The 23417-nt window shown below is 59.0% G+C and carries 24 protein-coding genes and 1 pseudogene; 10 read left to right on the top strand and 15 right to left on the bottom strand.

Annotated elements, in window-relative coordinates:
• Positions 1-169: 169 nt before the first annotated feature.
• From FFS37_RS36585 to FFS37_RS29340, 8 genes are all read right to left on the bottom strand, one after another.
• On the bottom strand, positions 170-1021 hold the full coding sequence (locus tag FFS37_RS36585; RefSeq protein ID WP_332312849.1) for an HAD-IC family P-type ATPase: 852 nt from the start codon (positions 1019-1021) through the stop codon (positions 170-172).
• Positions 988-2793 carry a cation-translocating P-type ATPase gene (locus FFS37_RS29365; protein WP_137934464.1) on the bottom strand — a complete coding sequence of 602 codons (1806 nt, stop codon included), beginning with the start codon at positions 2791-2793 and terminating at the stop codon, positions 988-990. The genes FFS37_RS36585 and FFS37_RS29365 overlap by 34 nt, the downstream gene beginning before the upstream one ends.
• A gap of 172 nt (positions 2794-2965) precedes the next feature.
• Entirely contained in the window at positions 2966-3673 is a 708-nt protein-coding gene (locus tag FFS37_RS29360; protein ID WP_137934463.1) for a CBS domain-containing protein, read from the bottom strand.
• Positions 3674-3712: 39 nt separating this feature from the next.
• On the bottom strand, positions 3713-4288 hold the full coding sequence (locus FFS37_RS29355; protein WP_137934462.1) for a sterol desaturase family protein: 576 nt from the start codon (positions 4286-4288) through the stop codon (positions 3713-3715).
• A 157-nt stretch (positions 4289-4445) separates the two neighbouring features.
• Positions 4446-4589 carry a hypothetical protein gene (locus tag FFS37_RS35875; RefSeq protein ID WP_171026473.1) on the bottom strand — a complete coding sequence of 48 codons (144 nt, stop codon included), beginning with the start codon at positions 4587-4589 and terminating at the stop codon, positions 4446-4448.
• 188 nt (positions 4590-4777) lie between these two features.
• Positions 4778-5224 carry an RrF2 family transcriptional regulator gene (locus FFS37_RS29350; protein WP_137934461.1) on the bottom strand — a complete coding sequence of 149 codons (447 nt, stop codon included), beginning with the start codon at positions 5222-5224 and terminating at the stop codon, positions 4778-4780.
• Positions 5225-5306: 82 nt separating this feature from the next.
• The gene (locus tag FFS37_RS29345) at positions 5307-5771 is read right to left on the bottom strand and encodes a group III truncated hemoglobin (RefSeq protein ID WP_137934460.1); all 465 of its coding nucleotides are present in this window, start codon (positions 5769-5771) and stop codon (positions 5307-5309) included.
• A gap of 390 nt (positions 5772-6161) precedes the next feature.
• Entirely contained in the window at positions 6162-6683 is a 522-nt protein-coding gene (locus tag FFS37_RS29340) for a PTS sugar transporter subunit IIA (RefSeq protein ID WP_137934459.1), read from the bottom strand.
• Between the two features lie 625 nt (positions 6684-7308).
• Here FFS37_RS29340 and FFS37_RS29335 point away from each other — a divergent pair.
• From FFS37_RS29335 to FFS37_RS29325, 3 genes are all read left to right on the top strand, one after another.
• Entirely contained in the window at positions 7309-7722 is a 414-nt protein-coding gene (locus FFS37_RS29335) for a DUF5602 domain-containing protein (RefSeq protein WP_137934458.1), read from the top strand.
• Positions 7719-8243, top strand: coding sequence for a plastocyanin/azurin family copper-binding protein (locus FFS37_RS29330; RefSeq protein ID WP_137934457.1), 525 nt, complete (start codon positions 7719-7721; stop codon positions 8241-8243). The genes FFS37_RS29335 and FFS37_RS29330 overlap by 4 nt, the downstream gene beginning before the upstream one ends.
• A gap of 111 nt (positions 8244-8354) precedes the next feature.
• On the top strand, positions 8355-9185 hold the full coding sequence (locus FFS37_RS29325) for an ATP-binding protein (RefSeq protein WP_137934456.1): 831 nt from the start codon (positions 8355-8357) through the stop codon (positions 9183-9185).
• Positions 9186-9202: 17 nt separating this feature from the next.
• Here the strand turns inward: FFS37_RS29325 and FFS37_RS29320 are convergent, their stop codons facing one another.
• Complete coding sequence (locus tag FFS37_RS29320; protein WP_232375808.1) at positions 9203-10090, bottom strand: LysR family transcriptional regulator; 888 nt, start codon at positions 10088-10090, stop codon at positions 9203-9205.
• Positions 10091-10562: 472 nt separating this feature from the next.
• Here FFS37_RS29320 and FFS37_RS29315 point away from each other — a divergent pair, with 472 nt between their 5' ends.
• From FFS37_RS29315 to FFS37_RS29295, 5 genes and pseudogenes are all read left to right on the top strand, one after another.
• Complete coding sequence (locus FFS37_RS29315; protein WP_137934455.1) at positions 10563-11012, top strand: (2Fe-2S)-binding protein; 450 nt, start codon at positions 10563-10565, stop codon at positions 11010-11012.
• Between the two features lie 11 nt (positions 11013-11023).
• Positions 11024-13279 carry a xanthine dehydrogenase family protein molybdopterin-binding subunit gene (locus tag FFS37_RS29310; protein ID WP_210240485.1) on the top strand — a complete coding sequence of 752 codons (2256 nt, stop codon included), beginning with the start codon at positions 11024-11026 and terminating at the stop codon, positions 13277-13279.
• A gap of 227 nt (positions 13280-13506) precedes the next feature.
• On the top strand, positions 13507-14802 hold the full coding sequence (locus tag FFS37_RS29305) for a c-type cytochrome (protein ID WP_137934454.1): 1296 nt from the start codon (positions 13507-13509) through the stop codon (positions 14800-14802).
• A gap of 107 nt (positions 14803-14909) precedes the next feature.
• Positions 14910-15026: pseudogene (locus FFS37_RS36225) on the top strand (sulfite exporter TauE/SafE family protein); the annotation flags it as partial.
• A 16-nt stretch (positions 15027-15042) separates the two neighbouring features.
• The gene (locus tag FFS37_RS29295) at positions 15043-15717 is read left to right on the top strand and encodes a uracil-DNA glycosylase family protein (RefSeq protein WP_332312808.1); all 675 of its coding nucleotides are present in this window, start codon (positions 15043-15045) and stop codon (positions 15715-15717) included.
• Positions 15718-15911: 194 nt separating this feature from the next.
• Here the strand turns inward: FFS37_RS29295 and FFS37_RS29290 are convergent, their stop codons facing one another.
• From FFS37_RS29290 to FFS37_RS29270, 5 genes are all read right to left on the bottom strand, one after another.
• Positions 15912-16127 (bottom strand): hypervirulence associated TUDOR domain-containing protein, encoded by a 216-nt coding sequence (locus FFS37_RS29290; RefSeq protein ID WP_137934453.1) that lies wholly within the window; start codon positions 16125-16127, stop codon positions 15912-15914.
• Positions 16128-16232: 105 nt separating this feature from the next.
• Complete coding sequence (locus FFS37_RS29285; protein ID WP_137934452.1) at positions 16233-17768, bottom strand: FAD-dependent oxidoreductase; 1536 nt, start codon at positions 17766-17768, stop codon at positions 16233-16235.
• A gap of 139 nt (positions 17769-17907) precedes the next feature.
• Positions 17908-18729, bottom strand: a complete 822-nt coding sequence (locus tag FFS37_RS29280; protein WP_137934451.1) for a universal stress protein — start codon at positions 18727-18729, stop codon at positions 17908-17910.
• Between the two features lie 203 nt (positions 18730-18932).
• Complete coding sequence (locus FFS37_RS29275) at positions 18933-19220, bottom strand: hypothetical protein (protein WP_126067802.1); 288 nt, start codon at positions 19218-19220, stop codon at positions 18933-18935.
• Positions 19221-19318: 98 nt separating this feature from the next.
• Positions 19319-20854 (bottom strand): FAD-dependent oxidoreductase, encoded by a 1536-nt coding sequence (locus tag FFS37_RS29270; RefSeq protein ID WP_137934449.1) that lies wholly within the window; start codon positions 20852-20854, stop codon positions 19319-19321.
• A gap of 538 nt (positions 20855-21392) precedes the next feature.
• Between FFS37_RS29270 and FFS37_RS29265 the strand changes: the two genes are divergently transcribed.
• On the top strand, positions 21393-22379 hold the full coding sequence (locus FFS37_RS29265) for a hypothetical protein (RefSeq protein ID WP_137934448.1): 987 nt from the start codon (positions 21393-21395) through the stop codon (positions 22377-22379).
• A gap of 121 nt (positions 22380-22500) precedes the next feature.
• Here the strand turns inward: FFS37_RS29265 and fsa are convergent, their stop codons facing one another.
• On the bottom strand, positions 22501-23157 hold the full coding sequence (gene fsa, locus FFS37_RS29260; RefSeq protein ID WP_137934447.1) for a fructose-6-phosphate aldolase: 657 nt from the start codon (positions 23155-23157) through the stop codon (positions 22501-22503).
• On the opposite strand from fsa, the gene FFS37_RS36220 reads away from it, so the two are divergent.
• A partial coding sequence (locus FFS37_RS36220; RefSeq protein WP_232375807.1) for a DUF488 family protein, N3 subclade occupies positions 23129-23417 on the top strand: 289 nt, incomplete at its 3' end. The two genes, fsa and FFS37_RS36220, sit on opposite strands and share 29 nt — an antisense overlap.

The following is a 23417-nucleotide window of genomic DNA, read 5'->3' as shown; positions in this document are numbered from 1 at the left end:
GGGCCCGTCATCGTTTGGCGCAAGGAATTGCGCGAGGGGTCTGGAGCGGCAGGGCCGGAGGCAAGAATGGTGCGCCGGGCCCCAGAGCGAAGCGCGGTATCGCCGTTGGGTGTGTGGCAGTCCATTCCTGAAGGCCCATGCCGGCACGCCCGTGTAGTTCTTCAACGGTTCAATCTTCGACCGCTTTTAGGCGGAGCGGACGCGGTCGACGAACTCGCTTTCGGTGCTCCCGCCCGAAGAACCAGCGTTTCGTCAGTTCCGACACGATCAGATAAAGGCAGGTGATGGCAACGATGCCGCCCAACGTGGGAAGTGGCAGCGGAACGAACCCAAGCCAGCCAGCCAATGGCAAGTAAGGGATCGCGATGGCGAGCAGCGCCACCCCGAGCGTCAGTGCGGACAGGAGAGGGCTCGGACGGCTCAGCCAGAACGCGTGATAGGTACGGATAATGACCACGATGGCAAGCTGTGTCAGCAGCGATTCGACGAACCATGCCGTGCGGAAGATGTCTACCGTCGCATGCTGAACGAGCAGCAGAAAGCCGAAAGTCAGGAAATCGAACAGGGAGCTAATGAGGCCGAAGCTGATCATGAAACGACGGACGGCGCCGATGTCCCATCGCCGCGGCGTGCTGGTCTGCTCGACGTCGACGTTGTCGCCGGCGATCGCGAGCGATGGCAGGGACGACAGAAGGTTGTTGAGAAGTATCTGCTTGGCCAGCAGCGGCAGGAAGGGCAGGAACAGCGACGCGAATGCCATGCTGATCATGTTGCCGAAATTTGCGCTCGTCGTGATCGAGACATATTTCATGGTGTTGGCGAAGGTCTTCCGGCCGTGGTCTATGCCACGCAGCAGGACGCCGAGATCGCGCTTGAGCAGGATTAGGTCAGCCGCTTCGCGCGCGACGTCGACCGCGCTGTCGACCGAAATCCCAATATCTGCTTCGTGCAAGGCCGGCGCATCATTTATGCCGTCGCCAAGGTAGCCTACGACATGGCCGCGCCTACGGAGCGCCTCGATGATGCGCTCCTTCTGGTTGGGTCTATCTCGACGAACAAGTCCGTTTTTGGCGCGCGCGCGAACAGCGCATTCTTAGTCATCGTGTTCAGTTGTTGGCCGGTCATGATCTTGTTGGCGCCGAGACCGACCTGGGCCGCAAGATGCGCGGCGACATAGCGATTGTCGCCAGTTATCATTTTGACCGCGATGCCGCACTTGCCAAGGGCTGCAAGCGTCTCCTTGATCCCAGGTTTGGGCGGGTCGAGGAAGAGCAGGAACCCGGCGAAGGCGAGATCCTTCTCGTCGCTTCTTGCATAGTGGGATTGCCGCGCAAGGTGGCTGACTGCGACAGCGATCACGCGAAAGCCCTCTGCGCTCCATGCCTGGAATCGCGCGTTGATCATCGCCCGATGCTTGTCATCCAGCGGCGAGCTTCCCGTGCCGGCAAGTACCGACGAACAGACCTCAAGCACGTTCTGCACCGCTCCTTTGCAGATCATGAGATCCTGGCCGGCGGAAACCTCTTGCCTGACGACGACGGATAGCCGCTTGCGGATGAAGTCGTAGGGGATCTCATCCACCTTCGCGTATGTCGAAGAGCCGGCCTTCGCGTCAGGGGTTGCGGCGATGGCCGCGTCCAGCGGGTTCCGAAGCCCTGTCTGCAGCGTGGCATTGAGGCAGGCCCACCGCAGGATCTCGGGCGAGATTTTGCCCTCCGTATCATAGCAGCCGTCGAGATGGATGATGCCCTCGGTCAGCGTGCCCGTCTTGTCGGTACACAACAGGTCCATGCTGCCCAGGTTCTCGATCGCTTCCAGCCGTCGAACGATAACCCCGTCGGCCGCCATGGCGCGGGCGCCGCGCGACAGCGTCACACTGATAATGGCGGGAAGCAGTTCGGGCGTCAGTCCGACCGCGAGTGCGAGCGAAAAGAGCAGGGACTCGATGAGCGGTCGGTGCAGGAGCAGGTTGGCGACGAAGACGACGATGACGATCGCCAGCATGATCTCCGTCATCAGATAGCCGAAGCGACGAATCCCCTTGGAGAAGTCGGCCTCCGGAACGCGCCGTTCGATTGCGGCCGCGATTCCCGCGAATTCCGTCCGACCGCCGGTCTCAACGACCAGGATTGTCGCTGTGCCGCTGCGAACCGAGGTTCCGGTATAGACCGCGTTGCTACGCTGCGCGATCGTTGCGTCGATTAACGACTGGCCGGGGGCCTTGACGACCGGAAAAGTCTCGCCGGTCAACGTCGCTTCGCTGACGTTGAAATCTCGGGCATCCAGGATGATGCCGTCGGCAGGGATCAGGTTGCCAGCCGAGAGCCTGATTATATCTCCCGGCACAATGTTTTCAGCCGATACAATTGCCTCCACACCGCCGCGAACCACCGTAACCTTCCGCGACACGCGTTGCTTGAGCGCGTCCATCGCCCGGGAGGCCCCGTATTCCTGGGTGAAGCTCAGGAAGCAGCTTGCAAGCACAATCAGGCCGATGATTGTCGCGTTGCTGACGTCACCGACGACGGCCGAGACGCCTGCTGCAAAGACAAGGATGAGCACCAGAGGGCTGCGGAACTGACGAATGAACGTGCCGATGGCGGTGGACTGCGACGCGTTGCCAACCGTATTCGGTCCGCCTTTGGCGAGGCGGCTTGCCGCCTCGGGTGAGGAGAGACCCTTCGCGCTGGTTCCAAGCGCGCTCAGCAAATCGGCCGCCGCCCGTGACCAATAGGCCTCTGCCGACCTTGCGGCGCGGGGTGATGACAATGGCTGAGCCCCCTTGTGCCGCATTGACGGCTTTCCTTTTCCAGAGCGAGAAAGACTTGGATTACTTCGCAGCGGCCTCTACCAGACCGTCTGAATAACCACTTCGAAGGAAATCAAGTAAGTGCGTTTCGGCAGCCAATCGGCCCCGCCCTCAACTCCCTGAGCTCGCCGCAGGCGATCGGGTTGGGACAGTGTCTCAAGCCAGCGGATCGATCATCATGCCGGATAGGGGTTCGACCCATAAGAGATGATCCGTCACAGCCTTGACGCCCGCGATGTTTTCGGCCGCGACAAGCGCTGCCTGGCGCTCACGTTCGTCAAAGATCGGTCCGCTCAGTTCCGCGACGCCCTTGTCTACGTTGACGTGAATCAAGCTGTTGCGGGCCCACGTTTGGCTAGCAAGTTCTGCGAGTATACTCTGGCGTATCTGTTCGTCGCCGACATCCGTCGCATCTCGCTCTGGGAGGACGCGAAGCAATGCACGCAGAAGATCGGAGCGAGCGATTATGCCCACTACTTTCCCGTTTTCAACCACCGGGAGGCGTTTGACATGGTGGTCGGCCATCAGTTCGACGACGTCTTCGAGCGATGCTTCGCGAGCTGTCGTGACGACACTGTCGGACATCACTTCGTCGACCCGCCGTCCGTTGGCGTGGACATATTCATCAGCGACTTTTCCGGGGCTGACAAGAAATTCAAGCCAACGCGAGCGCTTGCGTTTCGTGCCCAGTTCCCCCCGGCGGAGAAAATCGCCCTCGCTGATAATTCCCACCAGCGTGCCGTCACTCTGAATGACGGGAAGGCCGCTGATCTTCCTGGAGAGCATCAACCTTGCCGCATCGGCGATCGACGCGGATGGCTCGATACCAACAACTGGTGATGTCATTACCGCTTGGACTTGCATGTTCATCTCCTTCAAGCAAACAGCTGCGGCGGCTTTCGGTCACAATCGAGGACTTCGGATTTCTGAACGTCTGGCTGTCTGCTTGGTTGTGGCGGTGCGAAACATCCTGTCCCAAAGCCCAGTGGTCACGCCAAAGTTTCCGTCGCCGTCAATATGGTGGTGCAGAGCATGCCTTTGCTTCAGCCTGTAGACATAGCCTGCATGCGGGGGGTGCCAATGATGTAGGATGTGGTGGATGCAGACGTACCACAAGTAGCCTACTATCAAGCCGCTAGAAACGGCGCTGGCGATCTCGAAGTTTGTGAGGAGCCATATAGGCAGGAACACCAGTAACCCATGAGCCGAAAGGCTCAGCCACGAAGGCGTACCGCGCGATGCGGTCTCGTTGACATGATGATCATGGTGCAAATCCCTGATCAAAGGAAAGCGATGGAAGATCACGCGATGAAGCCAGTATTCGATCAGGGTCCACAATCCAATGAAGAATCCGCAAGTAGTTATCCACCAGGCCGCACCGCTCAATCCGGCTTCAGCCAGACCGCTGGCTGCGAGGATTGCTATCAAGAGCGGGTAAACGACGAAGTCGCTGTAGTAACCAATCGGGCTCAACGGCATTTCAGACCCGTTCGTTTTTGGGCTCCGGAGGGCGTTGCATCGGGGATGTCGCACCCGACAGGGCATTCTGATCGAAGAGCGTAAGCATTTCCTGTTCTACCAAAATGGATTTGCGGGTCGGTCGGTCTGTCGAACTTTTCGCCGCCTCATCCCGAAACTAGACAAACATCATGACGATGATCGCGCCGAGGACGATCAGCACTAGTCCGCCGATCAGCATCGGCAGCAGACTGTTGTCCGGGTCGATACCAGACTCAATCTCCCTCGTTATCGGCTTCTCGTTCTTCTTTGGCTTAACCACGGCTCGTCTCCATGAGAGGAAAAGCGGCAGGCGTTCGGCAAGAGGCGTGTTGCCGATGTACGTGACCGTGACAGCTGTCTGTTTCGTCCTCAAATCGATCCAGAGACGAAATGGTTAGGCTCTCCATTCCTCGCTTCGCAGTCATTTTGTCTCCAGTCCTAGAAAAAGGCTCAAGCTTATTCGCCGCCTCACGCCGCGCCGGTGCGATCTGGCGGCCGCCCGCCAAGGAAATCCTCGGGCTTTAGCGTGACATCCGCCAGTGTGTAGCGATCAAGGGTGCTCTGGAAGGAGGCCATCGCTTCGCCAAACATGCCTGAAAGCTTGCAGCAGCGAGTGAGCACACATTGGTTTCCCGAGGCGAAGCACTCCACGAGCGCAAAATCCGGTTCGGTCAGCCGCACGACATCGCCGATGCGGATCATCTCGGGCTGGAGCCCGAGAACAAGACCGCCAGAACGGCCACGGATCGCCTTCAGGTAGCCGCCGCGCGTCAAGGTATTGGCGACTTTGTTGAGGTGCGTCTTCGACACCTTAAAGGCGCGAGCAGTCTCCTCGATCGTGATCAGGCGATCGCCGGCGGAAGCCGCATACATCAGCATCCTCAAAGCATAGTCCGAGAAGTTGGTCAGCCGCATGGATGGTTCCTCTCATGGATCGGCGTCCTGTTGGGGACAACTCGCGAACCCAATCCAGCATCACAGGTCTTTCTCGCCAGCATCACAGGTCTTTCTCGGCGATCGGCTCGATTCCAATCGTGCTCTCGCCGCGATTGAAGGCGACCGCGAGACGAAAGCTGTGCGCGATGCGCAGTGCGCGATCCATGAACAGAGCCGCCACCTCGGGCGGGCAGATGCGGCGCACCGTTGTGTGAAACAACTTCAACCAACGCCGGAAATGCATCTCGCCAAGATCGGCTATCGCGAGATGCGGCGGCAGAGGTCGCCCTTCATATCGGGTCGTTCGCAGCAGTGTCGCGGACCAAAAATCACACATCTTCGCCAGATGACGCGGCCACTCGTCGGGCAGGATTCGCTGGTAGAAAATGGGGCCGAGAAGCTCGTCGCGGCGAATTTCATCATAGAAGCCGTGAACCACACCACGGATCATGGTCTCGTCAAGCACATCCGGCAGCGGAACGCCGTCGACGATGATGGTTCTCTTGCTCCGACTATTCCCGCTCATGTGTGCGCTCCCATCTCCGCAAGGCCAAGGCGGCTTTTGACATCCTCGCCAGGCGCAATGCTGGCTGCCGGCCGTATGGTGTCCACTGAGAGTGCTGGCAGACTGCCGATACGAAGGGTCACCTCGTGCGCAGCACCGGAAATGCGCAAGCTTGTTGCGGTGTTTTGCGATGAGGATCGATGGTTTTGCATTCTCATGATTTCTTACCGATGAACCCAAGGCTAGCATCCCAGCTAAAACATATATTGTCAATATATGTTTTAGGAATGACGACCATGAAAGGAGAATGCTATAGGGGACATCGTGAAGGCTGGCCCCCAATTCATGAGCCGGGAAGCTTGACCGAAGCCGAGGTCACTTCCACACATGCCGGCGCCAAGGTATCAGCGGCTAATTGCTCAGCTGCCTGGGCATGACAATGCCAAGTCCGGCCTGGCAGGCGTGCGAATTGGTAGAAATGGCCGGACGCGGATCAGTATCAAGTATTGCCATCACCTCATCGGCTGACTGTGCCTGTCGGAGCCCCTCCCGAATCCGAGGCGTCCGAAGCACCCGGCACACCTGTGAAAGCGCGGGAAGGAAGGCGGAAACGGCAGAGCATGGCCAGAGCATTGTGTAAACGATATCGACCGGTTCGTCGTCTGGACCGTGGAAATCGATAGGCTTGGCCAGTCGCGTGAAAGAAGCGACAGGCGAAGAGATCGTGTCGAGCAAAGCGTGTGGGATCGCAACGCCACGGCCGATACCCGTCGAGCCGAGGCACTCGCGGTGCAGAAGATCACGGAGAACTATCTGCTCGTCCGTCCCAGATCTCCGTGCAATCCTGACGGCGATTCTCGACAAGGCCGAATGCTTTCCCTTTGTCACAAGGTCAAGCGAAATGTCTTCTTCTGACAAGATGTGGGGGATCATCACAGTCGCCTCTAAGCTGGTCCGAACGCGGTTGCGAACAAGCGTTCAGCCACATTGCCCACGCAGGGCAGTGTTCACTTTGGATTGAATTGGGATCTGGCTGTCCCGGACGCAAAGCTAGGGTCTTTTCGCGTCCGGGCTAGAGGCCTGCTTTGAGGCGCTGCGGCTCTCGTCGGAAATGGAGCGTGGAACTATTCATGGCAATTCAAATGTAGTGAAAGGTTTTTCGAAATCAAGCAAACAGCGCGGGGCAGGGAATTCCGGCCCAACCGCGAACTGTGTCAAGCTTCGGACGAACAAAAGCGGCCGTGACGGGGCGTGTAATCCGGCTTGCCTTGTCGCGGCTTGCTGGCAAACGACATCCTGCCAACGCGCGTTCCCGAACCTGTCCAATAGGTTCGGGAGCAGGATTCATCGATCTCGAACCGGATCCAAAAGATATCAAACTAAACGCACGGGCATGCAGAAATAGTGCACTGAAATGCCAGTTAATTTCGTTTGACGAACATAAGGGCCTCCTACTTACTGGCGGCGCGAACAGGCCGTATCAACAGCAAAATCACATTTTTATCGGTCTCCCAAATTCGGCCATCGCGGCTTTTGAATTCAACAAGGAGATACCCCTATGAAAAAGCTCGCCCTCGCACTTGTCGTGACAATGGCCAGCTCGCTTTGCGCCATGGCGGCAGCTGACGTAGCCAAATCGCCGCCGGCCGCGCCTTACCAACAGGTAAGCAAGCTAGTAAAGTTGCCTGACTTTCTGCCGGGCATGGGCCAGCTCTTCGTAGATCCGGCGAAACTGCCGGCCGGTCCGTTCCTTGCCTATGATCACGATGGCAAGCTTGTCAGCACGATCTACATGTTGCCGATCAAGGATCTCAACCCGGACAAGCGTTTTGACAACCTCGCGGCACCGGGCGGAAATGTCGACCATGTCGACGTCTACTACAATGCCGGCCATCCAGGCGTCGAAGTCCCGCATGCCCACGTCGTGCTGTGGCATGTCTCGGTCGCCGACGAAGCGCGGGTTGCCAAATGACACTCACGCGTCGTGAGATGCTGGGCGCGGGCGGCGGGCTTGCCGCCGCCCTTTCCCTATTCCCATTGACGGCGTGGGCTAGCGAGGTGGTGGACATCAGGATGCAGGGGCGCGACGACGGCTCACACGTCTGGTTCGACCCGATCGGCATTCTGATCAAACCAGGACAGACGATCCGCTGGACCAATCTCAATCCTGGCAATTCGCACACGACGACGGCGTATAATCCGGCAAACTTTGAGCGGCCGCTCCGTATCCCCAAGGCCGCAAAACCGTGGGATTCTGACTATCTCCTGCCCAACGAGAGCTTTTCGGTTACCTTCACCGAGCAAGGGGTCTACGATTACTATTGCATCCCTCATGAGCATGCTGGAATGGTCGGCCGTATTATCGTCGGCGAACCCGAGGCACATGGCTGGCCTCAACTGGCGGGAGCGAATGGCGACCTACCGGAGGAGGCCCTCAAGGCATTTCCGACCATCGAAGACATCATGACGAAAGGGATCGTCCGGCGCGCTTAGATCATGCGCATGAGAGGCACGACCCCTTGGCAACAAATGGACCGAATAAGACGATACGAATGAGAGCGCGAGCTTCTTGGGTGTCGTCAGTGACCTGAAGGGGCGACTTTCATGACAGGCTGCGTGTTTCCGTGTGAAACTCAACCACCATCTCAGTCGGAACGCGACGTGCGTACCCAGGTGCCGGACACGCCTTTCGATGTCCAAACTGCAGCTGAGCAACGGGAGCGCGCAACGCATCGGCTTGCCGCGCTGGGCGAAATGACAGGCGGTATAGCCCATGATTTCAGAAATCTCCTGACAGTAATCGAATCCGGGCTCGGGCTCGCCGAGCGGAGAGCAGACGAACCCGAAAGCGTGCGTGCCTACATTGCGGCAGCGCGGGAAGGGATCGATCGAGGGGTCGAATTGACGTCGCTATTGCTCGCCTTTGCAAAGCATCAGGAACTCGATGCCCACACTGGCGACATGAATGAATTCCTCAGGAGTTTTGAACCTTTCTTGAGATATGGCGGCGGGCCAGATGTCCGCGTTAAGCTCGAACTAGGTTCCGATGTCCCGGCGTGCCTGATCGACCCGGCATTTTTCGACGCAGCAGTGCTTAATCTCGTCATCAATGCGCGCGATGCCATGCCAAATGGCGGCGAGATCCGAGTCATTACCGGGCGAATGGTGCAGACGACGGCATCACCTGATCCGCCCGGGCCGGGAAGCTATGCGCACGTTCGCGTCAAGGACGCCGGTTGCGGCATGCCTGAAGACGTCTTGCGAAAGGTGTTCACTCACTACTTTACGACCAAGGGTGAGAAGGGTACCGGAATAGGGCTGTCGCAGGTACGTGCATTCGTGCAAATGGTTGGTGGCCACGTTAGCATTGCAAGCGAACCCGGCGTTGGAACGACAGTTGATCTTTTGTTCCCGTCAATCCAACCGAATCCCTGAACGTCGTACCAGAATTCTTATGGTTTGATGTCGCCGCTCGCGATGGCATGCAGTCCTGCCAAGGCAGGGACCGCTACGGTTTCATCGGCGTTAGCAGATTGCACCGCATAGACCGGGTAGGAGAACTGCGGCATTTCAGGTACGAGGTGGAGGCGCCCGGCCGCAATGTGAGACCGCGCCTCGCTCATCCTGAAATAACCGGAACCGCCGGCCGCAAGTACATAGCTCAGTGCGAGCGGACCGAGGTCGAAAGAAAGATCCGGCGCAGCACCCGGGAAATTCATCCCATGGTGAAGCGTAAAGTCCGGCCCCCAATCCATATAAACATAATCGGATCCGTCCAGGAGGTGCGCTTCTGAATTGGTAGTTACGAGGACGAGTTTTTCCTCCAGAACCAGATCGATCTTCAAACCCGGTCTGTGCGGGGGCGCGTACATGATGGCTATGTCGACCATTCCCGACGCAACCTGATTGATCAGGTCCTGCGGGACATCGACGTGTACTCGAAGTGCAATATCCTGAAGCGAGCGACGCATCCATCGAACCCAGTCGAGCAGAAGGGGTTGAGCAAGACTGACTTCGCTGCCGACAGTCAGAACGGCGCGACGGCCTGGTGGGACAGCAACCTGATGAAGGGTGCGCTGCCATAGCTGGACGAACATCGGAGCGTGGCGCAGGAATTGTTCGCCAGCAGGGGTGAGCGAAGCGCCGCCTTTATGCCGGACGAAAAGCGGTCGACCTAGTTGTTGCTCAAGGCTGCGAATTCGCGCGCTCACGGTCGTCTGAGCAACATTCAAACGTTCCGACGCCCGGATGAAGCTTCCGCTGGAAACAATCTCGATAAAAGTGCGAGCGAGCTCGATGTCCATAGGCAGTATAACATAAAAATTGCGTTCAAAGGTCAATCGAAATCATTTGTCAGATAGATAGCACCCATATTTAGGCTTCGGAAAATCCGCCAAGCGCGGCGTCGGTCGGTTTCGTGGGCGAAGAGTGGCTCGGCCCGGCCATCTCTCTGCCTCGCTCGCCAATGGGCAAACAATCACCGCCCGGCGACATGACTCGAACGCTCAACGAGGAAGTCTATCGTTGCCTGGTCACCTCGTGGAATTCGATATCCACATACCCAATGTGGCAGCACAAAAAGTGCATTTAAATAACATTTCTATTCGTTTGCCAGATAGCTATCCCGGTCAGTAGGCTTTTGTGGAATTCGTCAGTCAAAACGCTAGATGCGTCGTCGATTTTGTACAGATAGCGCGAGAGACTTTGCACTCATCGCACGTTCGTAGATTGCACACAGCTAAGCCTGGTTGAGCCGCTGCTGCTGCCTCGAAATAATAGCGACCTCGACGCGACGATCCTGGAGATCCGAAGATGTTAAATTTCCAACTCAACGGCCACGATGTCACCGCAGACGCGCCAGACGATGCAACGTTGTTATGGGTGCTCACTGACGATTTGAAGCAACACGGCCTGAAATTCGGTTGTGGATTGTCACAATGCGGAGCGTGCGACGTGATGATTGACGGTGAGGTCGTCCGTTCCTGTCAGACCAAGGCCAGCAGCGCCGGGGGACGGTCGGTTACCACGCTTTCCGGGCTGATGGAGAACGGCAAGGCAAGCAAGCTGCAGCAGGCGTTCATTGACGAACAGGCGGCGCAATGCGGCTATTGCCTATCGGGGATGATCATGACCGCCCAAGCGCTCATCGATCGCAATCCCAAGCCGACCGAAGCAGACGTACGCGCCGCGCTGAATGGCAACCTCTGCCGCTGTGGGACGCATACGCGGATTATCCGCGCCGTATTGCGCGCGACGGAATAGGGAGGCCAATCATGAACACAATGCTCAAAAAGATGACCCGGCGCGAGCTTCTCGCAACGACTGGCTTTCTTACTTTGACCTTTGCCATGCCGTCGAATTTGTTCGGTCAGCAGGCGCCGGAGGCGTTGGGTATTGCTGGTGGATCGGGTCTTCCGCATGACCTGAAGAATAACCCGATGCTCAGCGCCTGGCTGCGCATCAACTCGGACGGAACCGTCACGCTGTTGATCGGTAAGGTCGAATTCGGCCAAGGCAACAGAACCGCCATCGGGCAAGTATGCGCCGAAGAGCTCGACGTCGATTTCAGCCGCTTGCAGATCATCGCCGGCGACACCAAACTCTGCCCGGACGAAGGTGTCACCTCGGGTTCGACGTCGATGCCTGACGGTGGGACCGCTGTCCAATATGCTTCGGCCGAAGTCCGTGGCATCCTTCTTGGGTTGGCAGCAGAAAAGCTCGGTCAGCCAGCTGAAACCATGAAGGTCAAGGACGGCACCGTCACCGCCGCTAATGGCAAGACCACGACCTACTGGGAACTCGTTGTCGGCAAGGCACTGGACGTCAACGCAACCGAGAAGCCGATACTGAAGGACCCGGCGACATACACGATCGAAGGTACCTCGGTGCCGCGCGTCGACATTCCGGCGAAGATGACCGGTGGCGAGTCCTTCGTTCAAGATATGCACCCCGATGGTGTGGTCTACGGTATGGTCGCTCGCCCGCCCAACTACCGATCGAAGCTGACAAGTATCGACACAGGGCCGATCGAGAAGATGCCCGGCGTGATCAAGGTGGTGCGCAACGGCAGCTTTCTTGGCGTGATAGCCAAGACGAAAGACGAGGCCATGGCGGCCTCGGCCGCGCTGGGCACGGCTGGGAAGTGGGACGTTCCCAACGACATGATCGGGAACGCAGGCATTTATGACTGGCTGTTGAAGGCGCCGAGCAGTCCTAACATAATCCACGACCAGAAGCGCGCAGACGGCGCCGCGCCCGTCAAGACGATTGAGGCGACGTTTCAACGGCCGTATGTCATGCACGGTTCTATTGGAACGTCGGCGGCTATCGCGCAGCTGGGCGCGGACGGTGTGATGACCATCCACACGCACAGCCAAAGCGTGTGGCAGACCGCGGAAGCGATCGCGAAGATGCTGAAGGTGGATACTGACAAGGTCCGCTGCATCCACACCCAGGGTTCAGGTTGCTACGGTCACAACATGGCCGATGATGCCGCGGCCGACGCGGCGTTGTTGGCAGCTGCCGTTCCTGGCACAACGGTGAAACTTCAGTACACGCGCGCCCAGGAACACCAGTGGGAGCCTTACGGTCCCGCGATGGTCATCAAGATCAAGGCCGGCGTGGACGGCGACGGCAACGTGCTCGATTGGGAAACCGACGTATGGTCCACGTCGCACGCCACGCGGCCGGGTGGAAACCCCGGCAACCTCCTGTCGGCGCGCTATCTTGATCCGCCGTTCGAGCAGCCGACGCCAAAAGAAATCCCCGGTCCGAATTTTGGCGCTGGCCGCAACGCCATCCCGCTGTACGAGTTTCCAGGGCAGACCGTGACAACGCATTTTGTCAGTGAGATGCCGATTCGCGTGTCGTCTACGCGCTCGCTCGGCGCCTATGCAAACGTCTTCGCGTTGGAGTCGTTCATCGATGAGCTGGCGCATGACGCGAAGGTGGACCCGCTCGAGTACCGGCTGCGTTTTCTCAAGGACGACCGGGCGCGGGCCGTGCTGACGAAGGCGGCCGACCTGTTCGGCTGGAGCAACTACAAGCGTAAACCAAACCAGGGCCGCGGCATCGCTTTCGCGCGATACAAGAACTACGCGGCGTTGACCGCGGTTGCGATAGAGGTTCGCGTCACCCCGCGTAGCGGGCGGGTGCAGGTGCTGAGAGCGTCGGTCGCCGACGACAGCGGTCAGGTCGTCAACCCGAACGGTATCGCCACCCAGATGGAAGGAGCGGTTATCCAGTCATTGAGTTGGACGCTCAAGGAGGAAGTTAGATTCAGCGATTCGGCGATCCTGTCAGCCGATTGGGCGAGCTATCCGATTATCACTTTCCAGGAAGTGCCCAGCATAGACGTTGCGGTGATCAATCAGCCAGGCATGCCGTTCCTCGGCACAGGGGAAGCGGGTCAGGGGCCGACTGCCGCGGCAGTGACGAATGCAATATTCGATGCGGCAGGCGTGCGGTTGCGCACGCTGCCGTTGACGCCTGATCGCGTGAAGGCGGCGATGGACGCCAAGAAAAGCTGATCTCCCCGACCAGCAAGAAAGAAGATAGGCACAGCTATTCGTGGGTTTTGTTGCAAGCTTTCTGTAATTGGCACAGCGGCATGAAGGTGACCCCATTTTGGAATGATGTTGTGCCGCCTAGTGAAGAAAGCCGGATAGTAGCGCGCGTGCGGCTATTCTGAATTTTGCGACGGAATCTTTGCCGCCGATGTGTCGATGTGGAGGATTGTCGTGAAGGGGTGGACGCCATGCGTTATTTGATTTCGGCCCTTATTCTCCTCTCACTGGCGATCGTAGGCCTTTACGCATGGGTAGATCGATATTCTGAGATTGATGCGATCAAACCGTTAGCCGCCAACGCCTTCGACAAGGTCGTGATAGACAAGGGCGCTAGCCTCGTCGCGATCGGTGATTGCGCAGTCTGCCATACTAAGCCAGGGGGTGATTCCCTCGCCGGCGGCCGCGAGATCAGGACGCCCTTTGGCACTATCCTTTCGACAAACATCACGCCGGACGTCGATACGGGCATAGGCGCTTGGTCACTGCCCGCCTTCACCCGCGCGCTCAGGGAGGGCGTAGATCGCCTCGGAGGCTATCTGTACCCTGCCTTCCCCTACGACCATTTCACCAAAGTCAAGGACGACGATATCGCTGCGATCTATGCGTATTTGATGACCCTTCCCCCGGTCAGTGCGCCAAAACCGAAGAACGAACTGCCGTTCCCATACAACGTGCGCGTCCTGCTCGCCGGCTGGAATTTCTTATTCCTGCGCCAAGGCGCCTACTCTCCCGACCAGACTCGAAACGACCAATGGAATCGTGGCGCTTATCTCGTTGAGGGTATTGGCCATTGCGGCGCATGCCACACTCCACGCAACATCTTCGGCGCCGAGCGCCGTAGCGGCGCCCGTTTTGCCGGCGAAACGCTGGAAGGTTGGCATGCGCCGGCGCTGAACATGGCCTCGCCTGCGCCAGCACCGTGGACGGCCGACGCTATGGTCAACTTTCTTCTGGATGGTTGGGATGGCGATCATGGCATCGCCGCCGGTACCATGACACCCGTGGTCAATGGACTCGGCTCTCTTTCGGAGGACGACGCCTACGCCATCGCGACCTATATCCTCTCCTTCCAGGATCAGACCAACGTGGACGCGCGGACGAAGGCAGCCAAGTCCTTCGCCGAGAAGGTCGATTTCGGCCCGTCTTCGCCTGCACCGCCGCCGCTGGATGCCGCCTCCGAGCGCGGCGAGGCGACTTTCGCCCGCGTCTGCGCGAACTGCCACCGCGCCGGCACCAACACGGCGCCTTTGGCGCTAAGCAGCGTCGTTAGCGGGCCTGACCCGAGAAACCTGATCCACATTATCGACCAAGGCATCGAGCCGCCCCAGAACGCTCTCGACCACTCCATGCCGGCGTTCGGCCGATCGCTCTCCGCCAGCGACCTTGCTGACCTGGTGACGTTTGTGCGCAGCCGCTTCTCCGAGAAGCCCGCATGGTCGAACGTGTCCGTTCTCATCACGGAGGCGCGAGCCGCCGAACAGTAACCCAAAAGACCAGCATGAATGAGGTTGTTGCAACAGCGGCTGGAAGCGCAAAGAGGCTAGATTCGAGCCAATTATGCGGCAAGAATTTCGAACTGCTCGGCCAGGGAGGGCGGGCGACCCGCCTCAAATCGGAAACCCTTTATCGAGTGATCGCCGTACTGTTGTTCGTCATCGCGGCCGTCCTCCTGTTTGGGCATGATGCCACGGAGGCTTCTCTCATCTTAGGAATGGAACGACCTGGTGGACATTGCTGCAACTAACTTCGACCTGCGGAGCCCCAAAACATGCGCTAGCTCGGAAGAGTCGCAACTCGACGCGTTACTCTCGAACATTCGTGCCTGTCGCGCATGTGCTGGGGAATTCAGCCATGAACCCCGTCCGGTGGTGCAGGTAACCTCCGAGACCCGGCTCTTGATCTGCGGCCAAGCGCCAGGACGACGGGTGCATGAGAGCGGATTGCCGTTCGACGACCCTTCAGGTGATCGGTTGCGCGAGTGGCTTGGGCTCGATCGCCATGTCTTCTATGGGGACTCGCGGATCGGCGTGGCTCCGATGGCGTTCTGCTTTCCTGGGACCAATCCCAAAGGCGGCGACTATCCGCCACCGCCACGGTGCGCCACGCTCTGGCGCCGGTCGCTTCTGGCGTGCCTGCCGAGGGTGGAACTGACGCTCCTGGTCGGTGCTTACGCTCAACGGTGGGCGTTGCAGCACACCTCGGGACCGTCGATGACCGCGACCGTCGCCGCATGGCGCACCTATGGTCCCGCAGTGATCCCGCTGCCTCATCCCTCGTGGCGCAGTACAGTCTGGCTGCGTCGCAACCCGTGGTTCGAGAACGAATTGGCGCCTCATCTTCGCACCCGGGTTGCTGCCATCCTCAGCGGCGCAGCCGCCCCTCATGAGCCGGCGTCATGATCAACTCGCGGCGGACTCGGTACCGGTCTTATTAACCGCAGACGTGACACTCCCCGGCAGTCGAACGGTTGTCGCCCGGCGGCGAGCGGGATCGTCGACAGCTGTTCGGCAATGAATCCTTCACGGGAGCACTCCGGAACGCCATGAGCGCACGCCTACGCGGCCTGATTGGTTCGATCAATTCGGCCAGGCCGTCAGTCACTCAATCGGGTGAGCACCTGGCCGCGGTGCAGGGCCACGTGGTCGGTCTTGCTGCTCTTGATCTCGTATTGTGGAGACTGCGGGCTCGCGCGATGCGTATAGCCCTTGTAGTCTACATCTTGGGTATGAATCTCAACGATCGTACCGCTGACGCGACCAGCTTCCGAATTCCAACTCACCCGATCCCCGACCTCAAACCGTTTCGTCATCACGAGCGGCGCGGTGCCGCGGTGCCTTCTTGTGTTCGGTCATTCTGTGTGCTCCGCTTGGGCAGACGCAATTCAAGTGTAGGCTGAGGGACTAGATCTTGGCGGTCACTCGTTCCTGACCATCGCCCGCTCAAACTCCAGTTCGGCGCGGAGTCCCGCCAAGTCCCGATGGACGAAGGCCTGGGCCAACTTCTGGCCGCCGCGCCGGTAGGTGACTGTGCAGTCTCTTGCTGTGAGATCACCGTCGATTTCTGCCTTATCCCACCCTTCGGCGTGGCCGACGTAGGCCAAGCTGAAGTCGTACTGTTCGGTCCAGAAAAAGGGCACGCAATCGAACCGCTCACGTCGGCCGAGCATGTTGCGCGCAGCGGTCTGCCCCTGGCGCTCAGCGACCACCCAGTGCTCCACGCGAATGTTCTCACCCGTGCGACGGTCGGGCCAGCGGGCGATGTCACCGGCGGCGAAAATCCCCGGAACGCTGGTTTCCAGATAGGGGTCCACCGTCACTCCGCGGTCGAGCTCCAACCCGGCCTGCTTGGCCAGTGTCAGAGTTGGGCGCACGCCGATCCCCGCGACAACAAAATCGGCCGCGAGTGTGGCCCCATTCTTCAGGGTGACGCCGCCGACACCGATCGAAGCCGCCGTCGTGCCGAGGTGGAAGACCACACCATGAGGCTCGTGAAGCGTCCGGATATGCTGCCCGAGGTCGTCGCCAAGAATCCGCTGCATGGGGATTGCTCCGGGGGCGACCACATGGACGTCGACGCCACGCGCGCGCAGCGAGGCAGCAACTTCCAAGCCGATGAAGCTGGCGCCGATCACCACGGCCCGACGTGACGCCACAGCGTCGGCGTTCAACGCATGGGCGTCGGCAAGCGTCCGCAGGTAGCGGACGTGAGGCCGTTCGTCACCCGTACCCAGCCGCACGGGCTCGGCACCCGTGGCCAGCAGCAACGCGTCATAGGCATATCGGGTCCCGTCAGTGAGTTCGACGTGCCGTGCCCCTGTGTCGATAGAACCCACACGCGCACCCAGCTTCAGCTCGATGTCCTGAGCTTGGTAGAATTCAGCCGTGCGCAACGGATTCGAGTCGTCCGAGGCGGTCCCCGTGAGATACCCCTTCGACAGGTTAGGACGATCGCAAGGGGCCGACGTATCGGCGCTCAGCATCGTCAGCCGCCCGTCGTAGCCCTCACGCCGGAAGGTTTCAGCGGCCGCTAGGCCAGCAGCGCCGCCGCCGACGATCACGATCGAGTCGGGCAGGCCGGAGTGGGCTGGAAGCGACCGGTGCGATGCGGGCTTGCGCCGCGCCCGAACCCGTATGCGGCCGTCGTTACGCTCGACATCAAAACACGGGATCGATGTCAGGGCAGGGGCGCGGAGCGCCTCCCCCGTGCGCAGACTGAAGCAGGCATGATGCCAGGGACAACGAACGGTGTCGCCGACGAGGAGTCCGTCGGCGAGCGGTGCGCCGTAGTGCGTGCAAACCGATCCAACGGCGAATATCTCCTCGCCTCGGCGCGCCAGCAAGACGGGCTCGTTGTCAACATGGCCGGCGAGCATGGCGCCATCTGCGAGCTGGCTCAGAAGGATGCCAATGCCGAAGTCCAAATAGTCAATGTCAGGTGTACTGGAGTTCATGGAAAGCCTCCTTGCTCGATCCTACAGCCTCGGCGTGCAACGCGCTCCGGGGACGGCGCGACGAAACGCTCCGCTGGGGCAGGGTTCCTGCTCGGATTTTCCAATCTGACGGTGCGCACCGACCTCTCGGGCAACGTGATCAATTCGACATGACCCGGTTCAATCGATCATTTTCCAGCAGCGAGCGGGTAGCACCGCCGAAGATCCACTCCCTGAACCTGCTGTGGCCGTAGGCGCCGGATATGATCAGATCCGCATGCATCGCGTCGGCGACATCGGCGATCGTTCCGCCATCGGATTTTTCCGGAAACACTTCCGCTTTCGCCTTTACGCCGTGAAAGGAAAGTAAGGCAACGACATCTTCCAGGCTGTTCCAGGTTTCGTCGGTTGCGTCACTATCGATCGTAACGACACGAACCTCCTGGGCCATTTGCAAAAAGGGCATGGCATCAGTAACCGCACGCCTGGCTTCACGCGTGTCCTTCCATCCGACAACAACCTTGTTGATGCGGAAATTTTCCTGGTTGGTTGAGGCGACCAGTACAGGTCGTCCCGCTTGAAGGATCAGGTTGCCGAGATCGGTGGACCGATGGACGTTGCCAGAAGAGGCACCCTCGGGCGACGCTGTGACGATGAGATCGGCCACGCGTGCCGAGTCGATCAGCAAGCGGGTCGGATTGCCCACCGCTCCACGCCATTCGGTATCAACCGTTGCGCCAGCAAGGCCTTCGAATTCCGCGCGGAGGTCCTCAATTCGTCGCTCGATGTTTTTCCGCTGGCGCATCATGCTTTCTCCGTCGAAGGCCACTCCTCCTTCCATCACAACGGGCGGAGGAACGTCGGCGGCCGAAAGACCGATCAGGCGCGCATCGAACCGCTGGGCCAAATCGACACCAAGCTTGATAACAGGAGCGACCATACCGTCGATGTCGAGATTGAGGACGATTGACTTGTAGGCCATTGGATTTCCTTCCTTGGATGGGTAATGAGTCGATCCTGCTAAGGGAGAAACGCCAACCGGCGATGCGCCGCAGAACGCGACGCGACAGCTGTCATCAAGCGTTAGAAGGACGGACCTCTGCCCTGCAACGCCTCAAAAAACTCGGCGTCACAACCATCGTCATGAAGCGTCGCCGGCCGGCGTGACCGTCGATGCTCCTCGCCCTACTCGAACATGATCCGAGCGGTACCTTTTTTGGCGATCAACATTCTCCGAGCTTCCTGGATCCGCTCAGCCTGTAGTTTGGTATAGGGGCCCATCGGCTTGGTCTTTTCATCGCCGCGACGGACCTGGCAGTACCACTGGCCATTGATCGAGAATATTTCAACCGACGTCGACGTCTCGTTGGGCTCGTCCTTAGCGACCGCCTCCATGAATTTGACGATCGTTGAATAATGTTGAGCGGGCGCGACCGTGCCCAAACCATTGGTGGTGCTCAGTTCCTGTTGCATTGTGGACATAATCCGAACTCCTTTGGGTCACGACGGCATTCCGCTCAGCCATTTCTCATTGCGCTCTTCTTCGGACTGCGGCGCCCGAGAGCGCTTTGCTAAGTCGCCATCTGGTGCTCCATTTCCATCTCTGCCTTCAGACTTTCGATGTCGCGGAAGATCGAAGCAACAGCCAGCGTGCGTCCTTCGCGTTTGAAGCGCAGCAGGCAATCCCTGGCTGTGATGTCTCCATCGACCGCGATCTCATCCCATTGTCCGGCATGGCCGACATAGTTGATGGGAACATCGTAATGCTGACTCCAAAAGAACGGCACGGCCGCGAATATCTCCCGATGGCCGAGCATGTTCAGGGCCGCGGTTTGCCCCTGCCTCTCTGCAACCACCCAGTGCTCGACCCGAATGTTCTCGCCACTGTAAGGATCTGGCCACTGCGCAATGTCGCCGGCCGCGAATATCCCTGGCTCGCTGGTTTCCAGAAAGGCGTCCACAACAACGCCGTGGCCAACGACCAGCCCCGCCGTTTTGGCAAGTCCGGTCCGCGGCCGCACGCCGATGCCGACGACGACGAAATCCGCCGCCAACGTACCGCCGCTGCTGAGTTTCACCTTCCTGCCGTCGATGCTTGTCGCCGTGTTCTCGAGATGGAATACGACGCCATGTTCTTCATGGAGGGCGCGGATGAAGTCGCCCATTTGCGGGCCCAGGACCCGCTCCATGGGCCGCTTGTCCGGCGCCACGACATGAACCTCGATATCGCGCGCCCGCAGGGCCGCGGCAACCTCGAGCCCGATGAAACTGGCTCCAATCACGATCGCGCGCCTTGCTGTGGTGGCTTGCTCGATGATCGCCTTGCAGTCTGCGAGCGAGCGCAGCGTGTGAACGTGTGGTTGGTCGGCGCCTGGGATGGTCAGGCGGACGGGTTCGGCTCCGGTCGCAAGCAGCAGCCTGTGGTAAGGAATCCTTCCTTCATCAGCGAGGACGACCTCGCGGGAACGCAGGTCGATGTCAACGGCCTTCGTATTGAGACGCAGGTCGATATGGTTTTTTGAATAGAACTTCTCGCCGCGGAGCGGAATCCAATCCTCAGGGGCCTTTCCGGCGAGGTAGTCCTTGGAGAGGTTCGGCCGGTCGACGGGCGGCGCTTCGTCGTCGCTGATCATGACGATGCTGCCATGATAGTGTTCGCGCCGCAGTCTTTCCGCCGCCGCGAAACCGGCCGCGCCGCCGCCGACAATGACGACTTTCCCTGGAACCAAGCTGGAGTCTCCGGCACGCGGCCTCGGTGCCGTCCATTTGCGCTTCTCGCCCACGAATATCCGATCATCGCGCTGCTCAACCGACCAGCAAGCGAGTGGATTGAAGGCAGGCGCTCTTAAGGCCTCGCCTGTGCGCAAATCGAAGCACGCGTGATGCCAGGGACACCGAACGCTATCCTCCACCATAAGACCGTCGACGAGCGGCCCGCCGTAATGTGTGCAGGTCGCCCCGACGGCGAAAACCTCGGCCCCACGGCGCACCAGCAGCACCTGTTCATCGCCGCAATGGCCTACCAGCTTTCCACCATCGGGAAGATCGGAGAACGCGATCCCCTGAGCCAGATCCGGCCCGTCTAGTTTGTTATGGCCTTCAGCCATTATCTTCTCCCTTGGCGATCCCGTGTCATCGCGTGTTCGGTGAAGCGGGAACTTCCAAGCCCACCAGCATCGGAATATCTTTCGCCTGGCCGGCGCGTCGTCAGGTTTTCAGGACTGCCAAAGACCCAGACCAGTTCACTCGTTGCGACCGAGCCGCATACACAGTGTAGTTTCTCGCCTTCTTAGATATCGTGCAAACGAATTTAATCGGCAATTGCATGCAATTTTTATGATACGTTAAACGACAGCTTTTGCTGGGGAGGCAAGTTGCTAGCAGGTGCTTTGCGAAGCAGGTTTGGCTTCTCCCTTTGCCTTTCTCGTCGACGCTGACACCACCATCGACGTTGTGCCATAGGCCATCGTTCGCGCCTTCAATTGTGGTCCGGCGAGCGTTGACGACGAGCTTCTCGATCGCTCTCGCCGCCACCCAGAAAACCTTGAAGGGTGTGAAGCCGTCGAAGTCCAGGAAAAGACCACCTATTCTTGCAGGTTGAGCATGCAGCAGATAGACACCCTCACGGAATCCAGGGAGATACCCATGTACGCAATCGGACTAGCTCTAGCGGCTCTCACCCTGATGCCATCTTTGGCCTCCGCTCAGGCATTCGTCTGGTCTGAACAACTGCAGAAATCGCCCTCCGAGCTTGAGGCTGCTCTTGGGGCGAACGCAAAATGTGCCCACGCAGCGCAACACTCCGTGCCGGTGGAGACCGTCGATTTGGGGACCACAATCGGGGCTGACCTTTTCTCGCCGGTTGCAGTGCACGACTTCATGTCATTGGTGTTCGTAGTTGGCAAAGAGAACCCGCGCGTAGATCGAAATCCAGACCGGCGATATGTTGCGCAACAGATCGAGAAATCCGTGTGCTCGATAGGGAGAGAGGCCACAGCGACCACATATTCCTTTATGGATCGGATCTTCCGGATCAAACTGGTGTTTGACCGATGCGAGTCACGAGAGGAGAAGGCTCACTCGCTTTTGGGAATGGACGCGTCGTTGGTGTACGCACAATGCGAGGGTATTGACCTCAAGGAAAAGGATTTCGACACCACACTCTACCAGTCGATCAAGGGCCGGAACTCATATGGCTACACCAGACAGGGACAGCCAGGACTTCTGGACTATCGATGGTCTCGCTTCATGGATGGCGAGTACGAAGCAGCGGAACGGAGATACGTTGTCGACTTCGGCTGCAGCGTTCGCCGCGAGATCGAGAGCCAGATATCACATATGGATCAGTCACATCGATGCTTGATAGACGTCGATAATTCCGACCCCACACATTGGTCGGCGACTTCCATGTATGAAAGCTTCACGCCCGGCATGATTTTCGATGACGTCAGCTTGCGCCTTACCGCGAACCGGCTGTTCGTCGACATGCCGGCTGAAAAACTAGCCATAGAATCCATGCGGCCTGGGCTTCAGGCAATGGTAGATGGCATCAAAAAGGGCATCGTTAATCGGCTAGCCGCGAAGGAATCCGAGGACAATGGCGTGTCCAACATCCTCGGCGCTGGCAACTGACGATCAGCACCTCGGCCCGTGACGCCCGGTCCAAGCCTTCGCGAGGCCCTCCTATACACGCGATGACGTGGCTGGCGGACGGCAAGGCGTGACGTCTCCCAGGGAAGCCTGTTGCGAGCGATTACAGGATCGCTTGCCCCGTCTTGCCCCAGTCGGCGAGAAAGGACTCAAGTCCCCTGTCGGTGAGCGGGTGTTTGGCGAGGTTTCTGAGCACCGCCGGTGGCACGGTCGCGATATTGGCGCCTGCGATCGCCGCCTGTTTGACGTGGAGAGGGGTACGAATTGAGGACGCCAGGATTTCTGTCGTGAAGGATTTGTCGTTGTCATAGATCTTGCGGATTTCCCGGATCACCTCCATGCCGTCCAAACCGAGATCGTCGAGCCTGCCGACGAACGGCGAAATGAAGGTCGCGCCTGCCTTGGCTGCGAGCAGTGCTTGGTTGGCTGAAAAGCACAGGGTGACATTGACCTTGTGTCCGAGCTGACTGAGCGCCCGGCAAGCCCTGAATCCATCCCAGGTGGATGGCACTTTGATGGCCACATTGGCGGCGATGCTGGCCAAACGCACTCCCTCGGCGATCATGCCATCGAAATGGATCGCGGTGACTTCCGCTGAAACCGGGCCCTCGATTGTGTGGCAAATTTCCTTGATCACATCCCTGATCGGTCGGCCGGTCTTTGCAATAAGGGACGGGTTGGTGGTCACCCCGTCGAGAAAACCTGCGGTAGCAAGCTCGCGGATTTCAGAAATGTCGGCTGTATCGATAAAGAACTTCATTGTCTTTCTCCTTAACGTGAATACGTCCACCAATGATTTGATGAGGTTTCTTCAGTTTGGTTCCCTGAAAATTGATTTTGTTCTCGAAGTTGCGACCGCACGCCCTATGTCTTTGAAAGGCAACAGCAGTGCGGGAGCGACGTCGATGAGTGAAGAAATCTCCAACGAGAGAGTAAAACTGAAACGGGCATATGAGAGCCCGGCTGCCGACGACGGCATGCGCGTGTTGGTTGACCGGCTTTGGCCGCGCGGGGTCAAGA

It is taken from the genome of Mesorhizobium comanense, assembly GCF_005503535.1.
In the GTDB taxonomy this organism is placed as follows: Bacteria; Pseudomonadota; Alphaproteobacteria; order Rhizobiales; family Rhizobiaceae; genus Mesorhizobium; species Mesorhizobium comanense.
This window is presented reverse-complemented; position numbering and strand designations above follow the sequence as displayed.

Excerpts from the sequence above, each read along its gene's own strand:
- FFS37_RS29305 (WP_137934454.1), top strand. The coding sequence starts at position 13,507 with ATGCGTTATTTGATTTCGGCCCTTATTCTCCTCTCACTGGCGATCGTA.
- FFS37_RS29360 (WP_137934463.1), bottom strand. The coding sequence starts at position 3,673 with ATGCAAGTCCAAGCGGTAATGACATCACCAGTTGTTGGTATCGAGCCA.
- FFS37_RS29325 (WP_137934456.1), top strand. The coding sequence starts at position 8,355 with ATGACAGGCTGCGTGTTTCCGTGTGAAACTCAACCACCATCTCAGTCG.
- fsa (WP_137934447.1), bottom strand. The coding sequence starts at position 23,157 with ATGAAGTTCTTTATCGATACAGCCGACATTTCTGAAATCCGCGAGCTT.
- FFS37_RS29315 (WP_137934455.1), top strand. The coding sequence starts at position 10,563 with ATGTTAAATTTCCAACTCAACGGCCACGATGTCACCGCAGACGCGCCA.
- FFS37_RS29340 (WP_137934459.1), bottom strand. The coding sequence starts at position 6,683 with ATGATCCCCCACATCTTGTCAGAAGAAGACATTTCGCTTGACCTTGTG.
- FFS37_RS29275 (WP_126067802.1), bottom strand. The coding sequence starts at position 19,220 with ATGCAACAGGAACTGAGCACCACCAATGGTTTGGGCACGGTCGCGCCC.
- FFS37_RS29280 (WP_137934451.1), bottom strand. The coding sequence starts at position 18,729 with ATGGCCTACAAGTCAATCGTCCTCAATCTCGACATCGACGGTATGGTC.
- FFS37_RS29335 (WP_137934458.1), top strand. The coding sequence starts at position 7,309 with ATGAAAAAGCTCGCCCTCGCACTTGTCGTGACAATGGCCAGCTCGCTT.
- FFS37_RS29355 (WP_137934462.1), bottom strand. The coding sequence starts at position 4,288 with ATGCCGTTGAGCCCGATTGGTTACTACAGCGACTTCGTCGTTTACCCG.
- FFS37_RS29285 (WP_137934452.1), bottom strand. The coding sequence starts at position 17,768 with ATGAACTCCAGTACACCTGACATTGACTATTTGGACTTCGGCATTGGC.
- FFS37_RS29290 (WP_137934453.1), bottom strand. The coding sequence starts at position 16,127 with ATGACGAAACGGTTTGAGGTCGGGGATCGGGTGAGTTGGAATTCGGAA.
- FFS37_RS29270 (WP_137934449.1), bottom strand. The coding sequence starts at position 20,854 with ATGGCTGAAGGCCATAACAAACTAGACGGGCCGGATCTGGCTCAGGGG.
- FFS37_RS29345 (WP_137934460.1), bottom strand. The coding sequence starts at position 5,771 with ATGAGCGGGAATAGTCGGAGCAAGAGAACCATCATCGTCGACGGCGTT.
- FFS37_RS29265 (WP_137934448.1), top strand. The coding sequence starts at position 21,393 with ATGTACGCAATCGGACTAGCTCTAGCGGCTCTCACCCTGATGCCATCT.
- FFS37_RS29350 (WP_137934461.1), bottom strand. The coding sequence starts at position 5,224 with ATGCGGCTGACCAACTTCTCGGACTATGCTTTGAGGATGCTGATGTAT.
- FFS37_RS29330 (WP_137934457.1), top strand. The coding sequence starts at position 7,719 with ATGACACTCACGCGTCGTGAGATGCTGGGCGCGGGCGGCGGGCTTGCC.
- FFS37_RS29310 (WP_210240485.1), top strand. The coding sequence starts at position 11,024 with ATGAACACAATGCTCAAAAAGATGACCCGGCGCGAGCTTCTCGCAACG.
- FFS37_RS29365 (WP_137934464.1), bottom strand. The coding sequence starts at position 2,793 with ATGCGGCACAAGGGGGCTCAGCCATTGTCATCACCCCGCGCCGCAAGG.